This window comes from Paenibacillus sp. GCM10027628, assembly GCF_042676385.1.
Lineage (GTDB): Bacteria > Bacillota > Bacilli > Paenibacillales > NBRC-103111 > Paenibacillus_E.
Map to the genome: position 1 here is coordinate 40,431 of NZ_JBHTHA010000026.1, position 16,446 is coordinate 56,876.

A 16,446-nucleotide genomic window follows, 5' to 3' on the forward strand; every position below is an offset into this window, starting at 1 on the left:
CCGGGATTGTGGCTGGAGTCCTTAGGCTTTAACATTATTTGCCGACGGCTTTGGCTTGCGCGTCTTGGATTTTTTTGGCGATGTCTTCCGGTTTGCCGCCCATGAGAAGTTCTTGAAGACCGTTGTTGACAACGTCTGCTGCTGCGGAACTGAGTTTGCCGTCGTATACCGGCGTTCTCTTGACGGTGCCCATCATTTTGTACACTTCTGCAAAGATCGGAGTTACTTTTGTTGTATCCAGCTCCGCTTTGTAGCTCACCAGGTTGTTGCCGTCGAGAATCGCTTTTTGCGCCGCAGGTCCGGCCATAGCGTAGATCAAATCGTATGCCGCTTGCTTCTGTGCGCCTGTTACTTTTTTGCTCATACCCAGACCTGTTCCGACGACGCCGGAGAGGGTGTTCGGATCGCCTTTACCGTTAGGCACAGAAGGCAGAACCGTTACAGCCATGTTAGCCAGTGCTTCTTTGGATGCATTCGCAGCCAAGTTCGTTAATGCCCAGCCGCCGTCGATCATCATTGCCGCTTTGCCTTGAGCAAACATTTGCTCCATTTGCGTGTTGTCGATGCTGTTGAAGCCTTCCTGGAATGCGCCTGCTTTGCCAAGCTGCTGCAGGTAGGTCAGCGATTGAACGAATTCAGGATCCGTGAATTTCGCACCGTTTTGATCAACGGCTTTCAAGAACCAATCCGTCCCTGTCACACGGTCAGCCAAGGAGCTGAGAATGCTGGATTGTGCTACCCATGCAGCCTTGTTACCAAGGGCAATCGGCGTTACGTTGTTTTTCTTGAACGTATCCACCAGTTTCATCAGGTCATCCCAAGTTTTTGGTGGTTGTACGTTGTATTTGTTAAATATTTCTTTGTTGTAGTAAAGAATCGATGTCGGTGAAAGCGCCATTGGAGCACTGTACGTTTTGCCGTCAATCGTAAAATCGTCGAAAGATCCAGTCAAGAAGTTGTTCTTCCAATCCGGTTTGCCGTCCAACAGCTCGTTGATCGGTTGAATCAAGTCGCCGCCAACGAATTCTTTCGTCATCACACCCGGCCACATCACGAACAGATCCGGCATTTCATTTGCCGCAGCGACCGTTTTCAGACGAGGACGGTAGCCATCGGGCGGAATGCCTTGCACGTCAAGCTCCACGTTCGGATGGTCTTTCTTATATTGATCAATGTAAGCACGCATCGTTTTCGCGCGAAGGTCTTCGCCCGTGTAATTGTGCCAAATGGAAAGCTTCACTTTTTCACCAGGTTTAGCTGCATCCGTAGATTTCGGTGCCGCGCTGCCGCCTGCTTGTTCGTTCGTACCGCTTGCTCCACAGCCAGCAAGAAGCGAGAATGACAACGCTGCAGCTATCGTGACAATAAAAGACTTTTTCATATTTTTAAACCCTCCTCTAAAAGTTTTCGAAGAAAACCCGCCTCATTAGCATAAGCTCCTCTAGTTACAAGTTAAGTATAGGGGACATGGATAGGAGGCGGTACGGGAGAGACTTCGGCGCGGAGGGGGTCATTTTTCAGTCTTTGTTCCCCTGACGGAACTCGGAAGGCGTTCTTCCGGTATACTTTTTGAACTGCTGCGTGAAGTATTTAATGTCTTCATAACCAACGCGTCTGGCGATGTCGCCGACTTTGGTCTGCGAGCTTTGAAGGATGTCAATCGCGCGTTTCATCCGTTCCTGCGTGACAAACTCAATATAGGTATACCCCGTTTCCCGTTTAAATACTTCGCTGAAGTGATTAGGATTCACGTGTACGAAACCCGCTACCTGCTGAAGCGAAATGGACCGATCCAAATTGTCCCGAATGTAGGCAATGGCCTTATGAATATAGGCATAGCGCTGCTGGCCCAAGCTTTGATGAAAGCTGGACATGACCGCAGACAAAGCCTTAAACACCTCATCTTCGGGCCGTCCCTCTTGGATAAAGGCGGGCATGGCCTCCAAAGGCACGGTCTCCTCTTGCGAGGAGCGTGCGCGCTCGAGCCAGCGATGGCCTGCAATGACCAACGATTGCAAATAGCCCTGTACGGTAATTGGCGTTGCAGCTGCATCTTCCATCTGCTCACGCACCTTTTGATTGACCCAGTGACGCAGTTCCGTCGCATTATCGCTCATCAGGATAGCTGTAAGTTCCGCTTCTTCCTTCTCCGCGCACACCGTTCGCCCTCCACTGCGCTCCCGAATATCCTCCTGCGTAAACAAGCCCTGCGTACCGAGCAAGCCTTGGTAAGCGAAAATCTCTTTGGCCACGCGGTAAGATTCGCGAAGATCATCGTAATCTTGCGCAATGCTGCCGATCGCGGCAAACGCGGAACATTTGAGCGTATCCGTAACACGTTTGAGAGCAAGCTTCAGCCCGGCGTAATCGGTCAAGCCCGCTTCATAACGGACGACGAGCAGCAAATGATCTTTATGCATGAGCGTTACGCAAGGGAGCAGCTCGGAAAGTATGTTTTCCGCCGCTCCTTGCAGAAGTCCGGTAAATTGCGCCTCTCCCCACCCAGATACCGAGAGAAGCATCACCTGCATGCTTAACGCAGCACCCGTTTCCGGGTGAATTTCGACGTTATGTCGGCGAAACCAATCGCGAAGCTGATCTTTCGCAGCCGGATCATCCTGCAATCCCCGTTGCAGCGCCCGATCCAGCAATTGCTGGCGCAGAGCGGCTTGCTGGAGATGATCCTGCTTGATCAGCTCCCATTTATCCATGATGTTCTGCTTCGCTTTCATGGCAGCTTTAATAATTTCCTCGGGACGGCTTGTCTTCAGCAAATAGTCCGTAACGCCTTCACGCAGCGCCTGCTGCGCATAGCCGAAATCGTCGTAACCCGTTAGGATCACGATCTCCGTATCCGGCAGCAGCTCTTTGACCTTGTGGGCGAGCTCGATGCCGTCCATACCGGACATGCGGATATCGGTGAGAATTATATGCGGCTTCTCGGCGGGAATGCGCTCCAATGCCTCTTCAGCCGAAGATGCCGGTGGCAGCAGCTCAAGGCCGAGTTCCTTCCAGTCAATCACGGTGCACAGACCTGTACGGATGATCACTTCGTCATCCACGATCATTATTTTCATATCGCCGACTCTCCCTTCGACAGAGGAATGATAAATGAAATGCGCGTTCCGACCCCGCTCGTACTATCGATATGGAGCCCGGATTGGACCCCATAATGAAGCAACAGCCTTCGGTGCACGTTAATAAGTCCATAACTGGTACCGGCTTTCTGCGGTTCCTCCTTAGTCCCGTTCAACATGCCCAATTGACGATTGGCCGAAGCAAGCTGCTGCCCAATATCGCGAAGCTTGGCTTCGTCGATTCCGATGCCCGTATCTTCGACGGTGAATTTCATCCGATCCTCCTGCAGCTCCCCATGCACGTAAATGTTGCCTTTAGCCTTTTTCTTTTGAATCCCGTGAATAAGGCTGTTCTCGATCAGGGGCTGGAGCAGCAGTTTTAGCATCGGAATTTGCTGCATCGCCGGATCAATAAAAAACTCAATCTCAAACTGCTCCGGGAACCGTATGGACTGGATATATGCGTAATTCTGGGCATGAGAAACTTCTTGCTGTACCATACAAAATTCTTCGCCCTTATTCAAACTGAAACGCAGGAAATCGCTCAATGCCCCGACCATTTCGGCAATTTGCCGGTCCTTGTTCATGAGGGCGATCCAATGAATGGACGATAGCGTGTTGTACAGGAAGTGCGGGTTGATCTGCGCTTGCAGCGCCATAATATCCGCCTCTTTTTTCATCGCTTCATTCAGCTGCACCTGCTCTTTCAAGCGGCCGATCCTTTCGCTGAGCTTGTTATAGCTGTGGACGAGCAGCCCGACTTCGTCGGTGCTTTTTACCTCGTATGTTGGGATCGTATCGTCCGGGTTCAGATCCTTGAGATATTTGGTCAATTTGATCAAAGGCTTCGTTACCCACTGCAAAAAATACAACACCATTATGATGGCAAGCAGGAGGGCGATTCCGATTGCGATAGCCGTGACCGTGACCACGTACTCATTTTGCGCCCGATAAATATGCGTCGGAATAAACCCGACCAGCTTCCAGTCCATCCGCGGAATCGCATTGTACAATACGGTCTGGCGCTGGTCCCCTTTTTCAATGCTTAAAATGCCGTTCGTGCCCGGAAGCTGTCCGATCTGCGGATAGATTTCGGCCATGGCATGTCCTAACCATGCAGGGTCGCCTCCCGAAATAATGTTATTATTCTGATCGAGCAGCAGCACGAACCCGCTTTGCTCCCAACCGGCTTCCGTCAAATACCGCTCTAGCTCGGATTGATCCATGCTGATAGCGAGCATGCCGGTCGTTTTGTAGTTGCTGATATCCCGGGTCGGCCTAACAAGGGAGAGGACTTTCTTCGGACCGTCCGTGGTTTGGTTCACATATAACGGGGACCACCATTTAATCGATGATTTGTACACGGATTCATTTTGCTGTAGTAGCGCATATAATCCTGAGCTCGTAATCGTCGTCGTCGACAACACAGGATTGCCGTTTTTCGGTGTGATCGTAATATTAGACATATATTTTTTGGAATACGAAAGATTCCATAGCGTGCCAACGATTTGCGAATAGCTGTTAACGTCACCCTCCTGGTTAGCGAGGTAGGCTTGAATATCCTTTTGCCCGATCAGAAAAATGGATGTATTTTCCACATCCTGGGTGACAAAGTCAAGCTTGTCCGTTATTTGCTTGAGCGTGTTCATTCCGGCCTGCTTCGCTTTCTCCTCCGTTATGGATGTCGCAATACGATAGGACACAATACCTGTGGATAAAAGCGGTAATACGACTGCGAATATAATGAGCAATGAAAGCTTGCGTTTCAAGGATTTGGCAAACCAGCGTATCATCGGTGACCCCTCGATTCTTCGTTGTCTTTTCAAATATATTAACATGAGCCGCGAGAACAAATATCATACTTTTTGTTAGTCAGCCAAACTTTTTGTTTGAAAACCAAGCAAGTTGTGTTACCATTTTGCTCAGAATATCCCTGTAAAGGAGAAACCATGCATGGAATCGATTCGGGACGAATTTGAGTTTTTGAAGGATCTTGTTACCGGGTTAGCGGCCCAATTCGGTGACAATTGCGAAGTTGTGCTGCATGATTTGACCGGCTCCTACGAAAGCACGATTGTCGCCATTGCCAATGGACATATTACAGGGCGCAAAGTTGGCGATCCCGGTACCAATCTCGGCTTGGAGCTGCTCCGGGGGAATGAAGTAAACGGCAACAAGTTCAATTATACGACGCAAACGAAAGACGGACGCATTCTGCGTTCCAGCTCAATGTATATGAAAAATAAAGAAGGCCGCATCATCGGCTCGCTCTGCATCAATTACGATATTACAGAGCTCATGATGGCAGGCAGAACGCTGCAAACGTTTATTAACCCGAGCGAGCAGCCGGAAGTGAAAGAGTCGTTCGTCACCAGTGTCGGCGAACTGCTCGACGCTCTGATCGAAGAAGCGCAGGAGCAGGTCGGCAAGCCCGTCGCAGCCATGACAAAAGAGGATAAGATGCGGATGCTCCATCTCCTCGACAGCAAAGGCGCATTCCTGATTAAAAAAGGCGGCGAAAAAATTTGCAGCTATTTGAATATTTCCAAATATACGCTCTATAGTTACTTGGAAGAAGGCAAGAGCAGCTTAAAGGAGGGTGAATTGTAGTGGAGCAGCAGGCCAAATGGAAGTCGGAAAAAGAGATGGAGTCCGGAAATCAATCGTTAGCAGCTTTGGAGACACCCTGCTTAATGATTGATGCAGAGCGCATGGAACGGAATATCGAGAAGATGGCTGACGTTGCGCGGCAGCATGGCGTGAAGCTAAGACCTCACGCGAAAACGCACAAAATGCCTAGCATCGCGCTCCAGCAGATCGCAGCAGGCGCCGTAGGCATCACGGTGGCCAAGGTATCCGAGGCGGAAGTGATGGCTGCACACGGTGTGAGCAGCATCTTCATCGCTTACCCGCTCGTCACGGAAAGCAAGATCGAGAGAGCAATCCGCCTCAGCGAGCGAATTGAGCTGATCGTCGGCGTCGACAGCTTGGCCGGTGCGCAGCGTTTGGAGCAAACGGCCAGTCGGCTCGGGCATTCGCTCCAAGTCCGGCTCGAGATCGACACCGGCTTTCGCCGCACCGGCGTGCTCTACGAGCAGGCCGAGCTGCTTGCCTGTGCAATTGCCGGGATGCCGCACCTGCGGTTAACCGGCATCTACACGTTCCGCGGCGCTATTCTCGCAGGCAAGCCTACGCTCGACTTGGCCGCGGCCGGCAAAGAAGAAGGCGAGTTGATGGTGCAGCTCGCCGAGCGCATAAGAGCGCAAGGCATCGCCATCACCGATGTCAGCGTCGGCTCTACCCCGACGGCAGCGTATGCCGCTGCCGTAGATGGCGTGACGGAGGTGCGCCCCGGCACGTACGTCTTTCAAGACCGGATGCAGGCGCGATACGGCGTCTGCAGCTTGGCCGACTGCGCCGGCAGCGTGCTCGTCACGGTCGTCAGCCGCCCGTCGGCGGACCTGGCGATCGTCGACGGCGGCAGCAAGACGTTCGCCACCGACGTGCAGCCGGGTACCGCGCCGCTGCAGCTGGCGGGCTTCGGCCACATCGTCGGGCTGGACGACGCGCTGCTCGTGCGCATGAGCGAGGAGCACGGCATGCTCCAGCTCGGCCCGGAGGCGCAGCGCTCCGCAGGCCTGGAAGTCGGCGACCGGCTGCGCATCATTCCGAACCACATTTGCAGCACCGTCAACCTGCATAATGAGGTCATTCTCCAGCGTGGCGAAACGCTGGAGCGAGTGCCGGTGCTGGCTCGCGGCATGTTGGAGTAAGCCGGATGAGCTGGCTGTTCTGATTAGCCGCTGCCGCATTGCTCAGCGATACGAGATGCATTTCGTGCAGGATAACCGGCGAATTTAGCCGCTTATGTGCGATTTACCTGCATTTTGTGCAGGATAACTCGGCGAGTATAGCCACTTATGTGCGATTTACCTGCATTTCGTGCAGATCATTGCTGCTCAAAGTGGGTTTTTTCGCCAAAAAGAGTCCGATATCTTGCACAAATAAGTTTAGTCAGCAGTTTAGAGAATATGGGTCGCTATTAAAGCACCTGTTGGACGCAAATTTATTGGAGGTATGTTCCAAACGGGCCTCCAAAGAACAATGGTCTTTAATTAGAGAACCATTTTCGTTACTTATGGTCCTTTGTTCTTTAATCAACCCCAAATCGGAGATTCCTCCCCTTTTAGCGTCTCTTCGGGCGTTATTAGAGAACGATGTTCTTAACAGGAAAAGTCGGCATACTGGACTGGAGTTCGGTCCATTCATAACATTCAACCCATTTTATCGGAGGTCATTCGACTATGTTACAAATCGAACAACGATTACAAGAACTCGGCATCACGCTTCCTCCTTCACCTGAGCCGCGTTTTACTTATATTCCTTGCAATCAAACAGGGAATCTCATTTATTTATCCGGCCAGGATTGCCGCATCAATGGCGAGTTGATGTTTGAAGGCAAGCTAGGCAGCGACATCACCATCGAGCAAGGGCAGGCAGCCGCACGTCAAACGATCATTAATTGCCTGGCTGTGATGAAAGGCTATCTCGGCGATCTGGATCGCGTCGTGAAAATCGTGAAAATGCTCGGCTTTGTCAACAGCGCTCCGGGCTTTGCCGATCAGCCGTATGTCATGAACGGCGCGTCGGACTTGCTGGTCGCGGTCTTCGGCGAAAAGGGCAAACATGCCCGTTCTGCGATCGGGACGAGCGAACTGCCGTTCCATACGCCGGTGGAAATTGAGCTGATTGTTGAAGTTCGCGATTAATTTCACACCGCGTCAACAAACAAAAGCCGACTTCAACCCAAATAGGGCTAAGGTCGGCTTTCATCTATCCGCTTATCGTCATTTATACACGGAACCTGCCAATCAGCTTCTGCAAGTCCTCGGCCATGCTGTTCAGCACAGCAGCCGAAGATACGATCTCCTCCATGCTGGCGTACTGGCCTTCGACGTTGGAGGAGACGACTCTAGCCCCTGCTGCCGTCTGCCCGGCGACTTCATCGATGGAGCGGATGACCTCGACCGCAGCGCGCGTTTTCTCGGAAATATCAACGGATCGTCCGGTGACCTCCTCGATCTGGCTTGCGAGCTCGTCCATCGCGCTTTGAATTCGCTGGAAGGTATTTCTGGCTTCGCTTACAACTTCAAGTCCCGTCTCCACCTCGCGACTTCCTGCTTCCGCCCGGCTGACGACCTCCGAAGTTTCGCTCTGGATGCTTTCGACCAGCTCCGCGACTTCTTCGGCAGCGGCCCCGGTTTGCATCGACAGCTTGCGAATTTCGTCAGCGACGACCGCAAAACCTTTGCCTGCGGCACCGGCGCGTGCTGCTTCAATGGAGGCATTCAAAGCAAGCATATTGGTCTGCCTTGCAATATTTGAAATCATGCCGTTCGCGTTTACGATTTGTTCAGAGCGCTGTCCTAGTCTTTGTACGGAACCAGCCAGCTCCTTCATCTTCTGATGAATGGAGTTCATTTGGGCAATTGCCGTGTCAACGGCCTCATTGCCGGCCCCTGCCTCCCGCTGGGCTTGGGTTGATTTCACATTAGCAGCTTGAGTGACACCGGCAATCAGATCGACTGCTGCGGACATTTCCTCCATGATCGCTACGCCCATATGAACACTGCGCACTTGAGCATCGGTCCCGGTGGAAATCTCCTGCACGATATTCGTGATCTGTTCCGAAGACTGGCTCACTTGACCAGAGCCGACACTAAGCGCTTCCGACGCAGCCGCCACTTGCTTGGCGCTGCTGCCCACCTGGCTAATGAGGCTGTGAAGGTTCGCTTTCATTTGATTGAAGGCTGTTGCCAAACCTCTTAATTCATCGCGGTTTTTCACGTGAATATCGCTTACGGTCAAGTCACTTGCGGCAATTCGCTCAGCCGCCTGCACCATAGAACGCATTGGCCTTACAATCATGCGAGACAGTAAGAGACCGATTGCGAGAGCAAACAGGAACGCTGCCACACTGACCCAAATTAAAGTGCGGATTGTCGAAATCACGGTATCATGATTCCGAGCCGAAGCTTCTTCTTGTGCCGTTTTCTCCAATTCTTCAATCTTTCCGGCAGCTTGTGTTAACGTTTCGGTTGTAGGAATTGCCCACTGCATGGCTTCAGCTTTGGCTAAAGATGCGTTTCCATTATCAGCGTAATCAGTTACTTTTTTGACGAGTCTTGCGAATGTCTGATTCGAGTCCATCATCGATTGGATGGCGCTCTTCTCGTCCTCATTCTTGGCCTGATCCCCCATCTCCTTAATGATCGAAGACAAAGTCGAGTTCATATCCGTTAATAGCTTTTCCTTATCTTTGGACGGATCCAAAACGTAACCGAAAAGCAAGCTATTTTGCATCTGTGTCTTCTCTTTAATCTCAGAAACATGTTTGAGCGTTGACACGGTTTCACTTAGTAATTGAGAATTCGAGCTATCCACTTTATTCAAGTATGTATACGACATTCCGCTTGTAACTCCAACCAGCAATGATACAATGACAAAGGTTCCGACAATTTTGTTTCGTAAGGAATAGGTAAAACGCTTTTTCTTCTGCTTTTCCTGACTGCTATCTTCCATCTGCTGTCCCCCTGAGAGTTTTGCTTTAGCAAAACTTGCTTTGTAAGCATTAACCCAGCCTTCCGTAGAAAGCTTATGTCGTCATCCTAACTCTGAAAGTAATCGCTTTCAATACCTACATTATATAACGGGCTGTCGCAAAATTCGACAGCCCGATTCACCTTTTTCATATAACCAATTTCTAACAATCACATTGGTATTTATTTGGAATTCATGTACTTCCGCATGTCGAAGGCTACCGCTGCTACGATAATTAACCCTTTGATGATCAACTGCCAGTAAGGGCTGATACCGATGAACGTTAAACCATAGTTGATAACGCTGAAAATCAATACCCCGGCAAGAACGCCCGGAACCGTCCCGATACCGCCTGATGTGGAGACGCCGCCGACTACGCAAGCCGCGATCGCATCAAGCTCGTACATGTTCCCGTAGTTGTTCGTTGCACCGCCGGTTCTTGCAGCTTCAAGCACCCCTGCCAGACCGTACAATGCGCCTGCTATGGCATAGATGTAGATGAGGTACTTGTTTACGTTAATACCGGAAACGATTGCCGCATGCATGTTGCCGCCGATCGCGTACATGTATTTGCCGAGCTTCGTTTTGTTGAATACGACCCATACGAGTAAGGCAACGACAATAGCAATAATGACAATATAAGGAATGGAATACGTAGCGTCTTTACCAATAAAGCCAGTTCCCAGCTTACTAAAATCAGGTCTCAAACCGCCGATTGGCTGCGATTGATTCGGTTTCATATCGAAGTAGAGGGAGTTGGCGCCATATACGGCAACCATCGTTCCCAATGTTGCGATAAATGGCGGAACCTTAAACTTGGCAACGATGAATCCATTGAGCCATCCGATCAGAAGACCGACAATAATGGATATGATGATTGGCACAACTAGAGGAAGATCCGGAAGATCCGGGAAAAATCTCCGGCCATATTCCTGTGTTTGAAGCAGCGAGGCGGAGATAACAGCCGTCAACCCGACAATCCGTCCTGCAGAAAGATCCGTCCCCCCGGTAATCAGGATAAACGCAGCACCGAGTGCAATCAAGACGCGAGTGGATGATTGCAGCAAAATATCACGCAGAATGTTCACCGATAAAAATCGCGGATCATAGATCGTAATACCAACGACCAGAACGACGAGCACGATGTAAATCGCATATTTGGTAATAAACCCGCTAAAATCTCTATTTTTCACTGTTTCTGTGTTAGTACTCATTGTTTCTTGGCCCCCTCCATTATGCCGTATGCTGTGCAGCAAGGCGCATGATCTCTTCTTCTGTTGCTTTATTTCCGTCTACGATACCCGTAAGGCGTCCTTCGCTCATGACCATGATTCGGTCTGACATCCCAAGCAATTCGGGCATTTCAGAAGAGATCATGATGATACTTTTGCCTTGCTTCGCGAGGTCTGCGATGATTGAATAAATCTCAAACTTCGCGCCTACGTCAATTCCCCGTGTCGGCTCGTCAAGCAGGAGCACATCCGGTTCAGTGAGCAGCCATCTGGCGAGCAGCACTTTTTGCTGGTTACCGCCCGAAAGATTTTTGATCAAGGCATACATGTTCGGTGTTTTCACACGAAGCATTTCAATACTTTTCTTCACTTCTTCGCGGCGTTTAGCTTCGTTAATGAGTCCTAGCGGATTCATATAGCGACCCAGATTGGCAATTACTGTATTTTCAAGGACGGACAATACCGGGAAGATACCGGTTACCCGACGTTCTTCGGTCAGCAGCGCAATTTTTTGCTTAATCGCATCGATCGGCGTTTTAAGCTTGACAGGCTTGCCGTGCATGGAAATCGTTCCGGATGCGATCCCGCGGAGTCCGAACAAAGCTTCAATCAACTCCGTCCGCTGTGCCCCGACAAGACCGCCGACGCCAAGGATTTCACCTTTGCGAAGCTCGAAGGACACGTTTTTGAACGATTTTGGGAGTATGGAGGTCAGCCCTTCTACCTTCATTAACACACCGTTCGGTACATTGCTGCGCTCTGGGAAGCGCTCCTTCAGATCTCGTCCAACCATCTTCGAGATGATCATGTCCGTCGTTAGCTCGGAGGAAGCCCATGTGCCGATTTTCGTACCGTCGCGCATGATCGTGACTTCATCCGAAATCTCAAGGATTTCTTCCATTTTATGTGAAATATAGATGATCGAAACACCGCGGCTCTTCAAGTCGCGAATGATTCGGAACAGTTGTTCAACTTCATTGCCGGTCAGCGACGAAGTCGGCTCATCCATAACAATGATTTTCGAATTAAATGAAACAGCCTTGGCAATTTCGATGGATTGCACTTTCGAAACGGATAACGTGCCAACCAGCGTATCCGGCTTAATGTCCATTTGGAGCTGTTTAAACAAGCTCTCTGTATCTCTGCGCATCTTTGAGTGATCCACTAATTTCAAAGGTCCGATTCCTTTTAGCGGAAATCTGCCAAGCCAAATGTTCTCCATCACATTGCGGTGCGGAACCGGGTGCAGCTCTTGATGAATCATTGAAATTCCATTTTGCAGCGCATCTTTGGAATTGGTAATGGAGGCGATCTCGCCATTCAGCTTAATCTCTCCGCCATCCGGCTTGTAAATGCCGAATAAGCATTTCATCAATGTGGACTTGCCCGCGCCGTTCTCCCCCATCAGCGCATGAACGCTGCCAGGCCGAACCTTGAGGGTGACGTTGTCCAGTGCTTTTACGCCAGGGAACTCTTTGGAGATTTGATTCATTTCCAGCAAATATTCATGTACAGTCATGGTAACTCCCCCTGCCATCTCACATTCCCCTATAATGTAAGCAAGGGCGCAACGTAAGCATACATTGCCACCCTTGCCGCCTGCTTAAATCCGAATTACTTCGCTTCGTTCATGTTATCTTTTGTAATCTTCTTGTAGGAAATCCACACGTATTTACCGTCAGTTACATCGTAACCTGTAGTTTCTTTGCTAGGCGTTTGGCCGTTTGCCAGAGCTGTAGCTACGTTTGTCGTTGCTGCGCCTTGGTTTTTCGCATCGTTGAGTACGGTTCCGAGCAATGTGCCGTCGCCCAGCGCTTGAAGTGCAGGAGCTGTAGCGTCAACGCCTACAACCGGCATGAATTTGTTGTCTTTGAAGTAACCTTTAGCTTTCAACGCTTCGATAGCGCCGAGAGCCATATCGTCGTTGTTCGCAAGAACAGCGTCGATTTTGCCTTCGTTAGCGGCAAGGAACGCAGCCATTTTCTCTTGACCTTTCACGCGATCCCACATAGCTGTATCTTCAGCCACTTTTTCAACTTTCAAACCGGCGTCAGTAATCGCTTGAATGGAGAATTTTGTCCGAAGCTCAGCGTCTTGGTGACCTGGCTCGCCTTTCAGCATTACGTAGTGAATCACACCGTCTTTGCTATGGTATGCTTCCGGGTGAGCTTTGAAGTAGTCTACCAGCAATTGGCCTTCCATTGTTCCGGATTGCTCTGCTTTCGCGCCTACATAGTAAACTTTATCCCATTTTTTCATGTCTGCTTCCAAAGGCTCGCGGTTCAAGAATACAACTGGGATGTTCGCTGTTTTGGCTTTATCGATGATAACGCCTGCTGCTGTACGGTCAACTGCGTTGATCGCCAGAGCGTTTACTTTTTTCGTAATGAAAAGGTCAACTTTATCGTTTTGAGTCGGTTGGGAGTTCTGGCTGTCAACGATATCAACTGTCGCTTTATCTTTAGCAGCGTCAGAGATCGCAGCGCGAACACCGGACATGAATGTATCGTCAAATTTGTAAATAGCTACACCGATTGTTGGCTTTTTGCCAGCGTCAGCTTTAGGAGCAGTTGTTGCTGCTGCACCGGTGGATGCGGCTGGAGCCGGGGATGCAGAAGGCGTTGCAGCTTTGTTACCGCAACCTACTGCAGTTATAGCCAAAGCGCCTGCTACGGCAATGGTAAGAAGTTTTTTCAAGGTAAGATCCTCCCTTTAAGGTACGTGTTTGTTTTTACATTCCTTACTATAATGGATCAAAACAACAAAACAAATGCGAAATCCTCATGTGTTCTATCGAAATTCTCATCACTTTATGAAGGGAAACAATAGTTTTTGATTATCCGACCAGAACATATTATCGAGATCGATAGCCTTGGTCCCCGTGTCTACCCGAGAAGGAATCTTCTTTCCCTTCATCGTGTCTACAGCGTTTTTCACGCCCAAATAGCCGATGCTGAACGGATTCTGAACGATCGTGGACTGAATGACTCCTTCCTGCAGCAGTTCCAATTCGTCTGAAGTACTGTCAAAAGTGATGATCTTCACCTTGCCTTGAAGGCCAAGCTTCTGAATCTCATCGGCGACGCCTATAGACGATATTTCATTCAGAGCGACAATGCCGTCTAGCTGTGGATACTGCTGTATGATTTGTCCCGTTAACTGTCCGGCCAAATCCCGATCCGTGAGACTGTACACTTTGTCCAAAACCTTGATTTCCGGATATTTCGAAATCTCTTCGAGTAGACCTTGTTCTCTTTGCTCCGCGTTCCGCTCGCCCTGCTTGAAGCTCACAATCGCGATGTTCCCTTTTGTCCCTGCCAGCTTAATGAGCTGCTTGCCCGCCAATTGTCCGGCTACATAATTGTTGGCTCCGATAAAACTCTTCGTTTTGTTCGATTCCACTTCTGAATCAATGGAGACCACAGGAATGTTAAGACTTGCGGCATGATCCACCACCGCAGTTAGTTCTTTATAATCGTTGGCCGCGAGCACGATGGCATCCGGACCGATGCTAATCGACTGTTCCATGAGGGCAATCTGACCTTTGACGTCCGCCTCATCCCCGGGAGCCCGAAAGTCCAAGGTCACATCGAATTCTTTGGCCGCTACCTCCGCGCCCATTTTCACCGTCTTCCAGTAGTCGCCTTCCTGGCTTCTAAGCAGCACTTCCAAATGCTTCTTATGCTCCGTTGGCAGCGGCTCGCTCTGTTCCGTACAAGAGGACATGGAGGTGCCGGCGATTAAAATGGCGAACAAAAGCCGTCCAATTTTTATTGTTTTTTCCATGGCGTCTCCTCCTTATTCATCCTCAAGCACTTTCGGAATCCATATGTTGACGGTTGTCCCTTCTTCCAGCTCACTCTCTACGGTGACGCCAAAGCTGGAACCGAAATAAAGTTTGATCCGCTCATTCACGTTGCGCAGACCGACGCCGGAGCCTTTCTCGCTTTTGGCTTGTCCGGATAGAATGCCCTTGAGCTTCTCTTCAGGAATGCCGACTCCGTTATCGCGGATTTGGAACAAAATCTTCTCGCTGACGACGCCGGCAGAGATGCGGATATACCCTGCATCCACCATATATTCGATACCGTGATAAAGCGCGTTCTCCACGATAGGCTGTAAAATAAGCTTCAGCGTCATATAAGGCAGCGCTTCTTCCTGAACCTCAATCTCATAATCGAATTTATCTTTGTAACGCATCTTTTGAATGATCAAATAGTTGCGGATGTGCTCGATTTCTTCCTGCACCGTGATGATATTTTTTCCTTTGCTCAATGAAATCCGGAAAAACTTGGACAGCGAAGTGATGGTCGTAACCACCTCATCGTTCTTGCCGCTGCCAACCATCCGTACGACGGAATTCAGCGTATTGTAGAGGAAATGCGGATTAATCTGCGATTGCAGCACTTCGAGCTCATTCTTCCGTTTCGTCTCCTGTTCGTGGATGCTTTGGTCCATAAGCTCCCGCACCCGACCGACCATCAGATTGAACCGCCTGGAGAGCTGCTCAACCTCATCGGCGCCGCGAACATGGATATACGTATCGAAATGACCCTTCTCCACCATTTCCATCGATTTTTTCAGCCGTTTGATCGGTTGCGAGATCCGGGCCGACATGAAGGCGGAAATGAGCAAAATAAACACCAGAACGATGACAAGCAGCCAAATCATGAACGTGCTGATCTCTTTTCTCGTCGTAATGATTTCGTCCAAATAGGAGACGCCGATAATTTTCCAGCCTATATTACTGACGGTCTTAACGACATTTAGGCGGGTTTCGCCGTCTGCTTCGTCCATGTACTTACCATAGGAGAATTTCAATGCTTGCTCGACATTCTCATATTTGAGACCAATATAAATAAGCTGCTGCTGAGGGTGGTACACGATGTTCCCTGCTGATTCGTCAATAATGTAAACGTACCCTTTTTTGCCTAGAGAGACGGTGCGGAACACATCATCAAGCGTCTTAAAATTCACGTCGACCAGCAGAACGGCATCGACCCATTGACCATCCCGCTCAATTGTAACCCCCTTGCTCATAGAAACGACCCATTTATAAGGCTCCTTGAACAAGTTCTGAATATGCGGCAGCGAAAAAGTCAGATGGTTCGGATTCTCCAGAGCCGACTTGAACCAGGACTGTTCGGTCAACCGCGTGTTTTTGCGCATCTCCGTATTATGAATCCCGGTCACAATCTGGCCGTCCGCGGTAAATAAGTCAATCGAGACGATATCCTCCCGCGTACTTGCGATCGTATCGAGCTGCTCCAGCAGCTTGTCCGAAGGGATGCCGCGACTCTTCGCGATTTTGGCATCGACCACCTGGAAGGTGTCGGACATGCCTTTAATATAATTTTCCAAATTAAACTGCATCTGCTCGATGATCTGCTGTGTATTGAGAAAAGCGTTCTCTTCGGCTGTTCGCGAAAACTTGTTGTACAGCACCAAAGAAACGATCAGCATGACCGTCACTGTAATAAAAATAAAAGACAATGTAATCGTAAACTGGATGCTCTTGACCCTCATCGTGTCAAGCA

General features: G+C 49.8%; 12 protein-coding genes. 3 read left to right on the plus strand and 9 right to left on the minus strand.

Features of this window, described 5'->3' with window-relative positions; genetic code table 11:
* Nucleotides 1–34: 34 nt before the first annotated feature.
* The 3 genes from ACFQZT_RS18730 to ACFQZT_RS18740 all read right to left on the minus strand — a co-directional run bounded on the left by ACFQZT_RS18730 (nucleotide 35) and on the right by ACFQZT_RS18740 (nucleotide 4,870).
* On the minus strand, nucleotides 35–1,381 hold the full coding sequence (locus tag ACFQZT_RS18730; RefSeq protein WP_379302371.1) for an extracellular solute-binding protein: 1,347 nt from the start codon (nucleotides 1,379–1,381) through the stop codon (nucleotides 35–37).
* A gap of 136 nt (nucleotides 1,382–1,517) precedes the next feature.
* Nucleotides 1,518–3,077: a response regulator transcription factor gene (locus ACFQZT_RS18735; RefSeq protein ID WP_379302372.1), complete on the minus strand. Its 1,560-nt coding sequence runs from the start codon at nucleotides 3,075–3,077 to the stop codon at nucleotides 1,518–1,520.
* Nucleotides 3,074–4,870 carry a sensor histidine kinase gene (locus tag ACFQZT_RS18740; RefSeq protein ID WP_379302373.1) on the minus strand — a complete coding sequence of 599 codons (1,797 nt, stop codon included), beginning with the start codon at nucleotides 4,868–4,870 and terminating at the stop codon, nucleotides 3,074–3,076. The genes ACFQZT_RS18735 and ACFQZT_RS18740 overlap by 4 nt, the downstream gene beginning before the upstream one ends.
* A 160-nt stretch (nucleotides 4,871–5,030) precedes the next feature.
* On the opposite strand from ACFQZT_RS18740, the gene ACFQZT_RS18745 reads away from it, so the two are divergent.
* The 3 genes from ACFQZT_RS18745 (at nucleotide 5,031) to ACFQZT_RS18755 (ending at nucleotide 7,846) form a co-directional block, all read left to right on the plus strand.
* Nucleotides 5,031–5,687, plus strand: a complete 657-nt coding sequence (locus tag ACFQZT_RS18745; protein WP_379302374.1) for a helix-turn-helix transcriptional regulator — start codon at nucleotides 5,031–5,033, stop codon at nucleotides 5,685–5,687.
* On the plus strand, nucleotides 5,687–6,850 hold the full coding sequence (locus tag ACFQZT_RS18750) for an alanine racemase (RefSeq protein WP_379302375.1): 1,164 nt from the start codon (nucleotides 5,687–5,689) through the stop codon (nucleotides 6,848–6,850). Before ACFQZT_RS18745 ends, ACFQZT_RS18750 begins: the two co-directional genes overlap by 1 nt.
* Before the next feature lie 531 nt (nucleotides 6,851–7,381).
* Nucleotides 7,382–7,846, plus strand: a complete 465-nt coding sequence (locus tag ACFQZT_RS18755) for a RidA family protein (protein WP_379302376.1) — start codon at nucleotides 7,382–7,384, stop codon at nucleotides 7,844–7,846.
* Between the two features lie 82 nt (nucleotides 7,847–7,928).
* On the opposite strand, the gene ACFQZT_RS18760 is transcribed toward ACFQZT_RS18755, so the two are convergent.
* The 6 genes from ACFQZT_RS18760 to ACFQZT_RS18785 all read right to left on the minus strand — a co-directional run bounded on the left by ACFQZT_RS18760 (nucleotide 7,929) and on the right by ACFQZT_RS18785 (nucleotide 16,435).
* Nucleotides 7,929–9,659 (minus strand): methyl-accepting chemotaxis protein, encoded by a 1,731-nt coding sequence (locus ACFQZT_RS18760; protein WP_379302377.1) that lies wholly within the window; start codon nucleotides 9,657–9,659, stop codon nucleotides 7,929–7,931.
* A gap of 200 nt (nucleotides 9,660–9,859) precedes the next feature.
* Nucleotides 9,860–10,891: a galactose/methyl galactoside ABC transporter permease MglC gene (gene mglC / locus ACFQZT_RS18765; RefSeq protein ID WP_379302378.1), complete on the minus strand. Its 1,032-nt coding sequence runs from the start codon at nucleotides 10,889–10,891 to the stop codon at nucleotides 9,860–9,862.
* A 19-nt stretch (nucleotides 10,892–10,910) separates the two neighbouring features.
* Entirely contained in the window at nucleotides 10,911–12,428 is a 1,518-nt protein-coding gene (locus ACFQZT_RS18770) for a sugar ABC transporter ATP-binding protein (RefSeq protein ID WP_379302379.1), read from the minus strand.
* Nucleotides 12,429–12,523: 95 nt separating this feature from the next.
* The gene (locus ACFQZT_RS18775) at nucleotides 12,524–13,564 is read right to left on the minus strand and encodes a galactose ABC transporter substrate-binding protein (RefSeq protein WP_379302474.1); all 1,041 of its coding nucleotides are present in this window, start codon (nucleotides 13,562–13,564) and stop codon (nucleotides 12,524–12,526) included.
* Nucleotides 13,565–13,714: 150 nt separating this feature from the next.
* Nucleotides 13,715–14,695 (minus strand): substrate-binding domain-containing protein, encoded by a 981-nt coding sequence (locus ACFQZT_RS18780; RefSeq protein WP_379302380.1) that lies wholly within the window; start codon nucleotides 14,693–14,695, stop codon nucleotides 13,715–13,717.
* A gap of 12 nt (nucleotides 14,696–14,707) precedes the next feature.
* Complete coding sequence (locus ACFQZT_RS18785; protein ID WP_379302475.1) at nucleotides 14,708–16,435, minus strand: cache domain-containing sensor histidine kinase; 1,728 nt, start codon at nucleotides 16,433–16,435, stop codon at nucleotides 14,708–14,710.
* Between the last annotated feature and the right edge of the window lie 11 nt (nucleotides 16,436–16,446).

Coding starts and splice junctions, on each gene's coding strand:
- ACFQZT_RS18730 (WP_379302371.1), bottom strand. CDS start 1,381: ATGAAAAAGTCTTTTATTGTCACGATAGCTGCAGCGTTGTCATTCTCG.
- ACFQZT_RS18735 (WP_379302372.1), bottom strand. CDS start 3,077: ATGAAAATAATGATCGTGGATGACGAAGTGATCATCCGTACAGGTCTG.
- ACFQZT_RS18740 (WP_379302373.1), bottom strand. CDS start 4,870: ATGATACGCTGGTTTGCCAAATCCTTGAAACGCAAGCTTTCATTGCTC.
- ACFQZT_RS18745 (WP_379302374.1), top strand. CDS start 5,031: ATGGAATCGATTCGGGACGAATTTGAGTTTTTGAAGGATCTTGTTACC.
- ACFQZT_RS18755 (WP_379302376.1), top strand. CDS start 7,382: ATGTTACAAATCGAACAACGATTACAAGAACTCGGCATCACGCTTCCT.
- ACFQZT_RS18760 (WP_379302377.1), bottom strand. CDS start 9,659: ATGGAAGATAGCAGTCAGGAAAAGCAGAAGAAAAAGCGTTTTACCTAT.
- mglC (WP_379302378.1), bottom strand. CDS start 10,891: ATGAGTACTAACACAGAAACAGTGAAAAATAGAGATTTTAGCGGGTTT.
- ACFQZT_RS18770 (WP_379302379.1), bottom strand. CDS start 12,428: ATGACTGTACATGAATATTTGCTGGAAATGAATCAAATCTCCAAAGAG.
- ACFQZT_RS18780 (WP_379302380.1), bottom strand. CDS start 14,695: ATGGAAAAAACAATAAAAATTGGACGGCTTTTGTTCGCCATTTTAATC.
- ACFQZT_RS18785 (WP_379302475.1), bottom strand. CDS start 16,435: ATGAGGGTCAAGAGCATCCAGTTTACGATTACATTGTCTTTTATTTTT.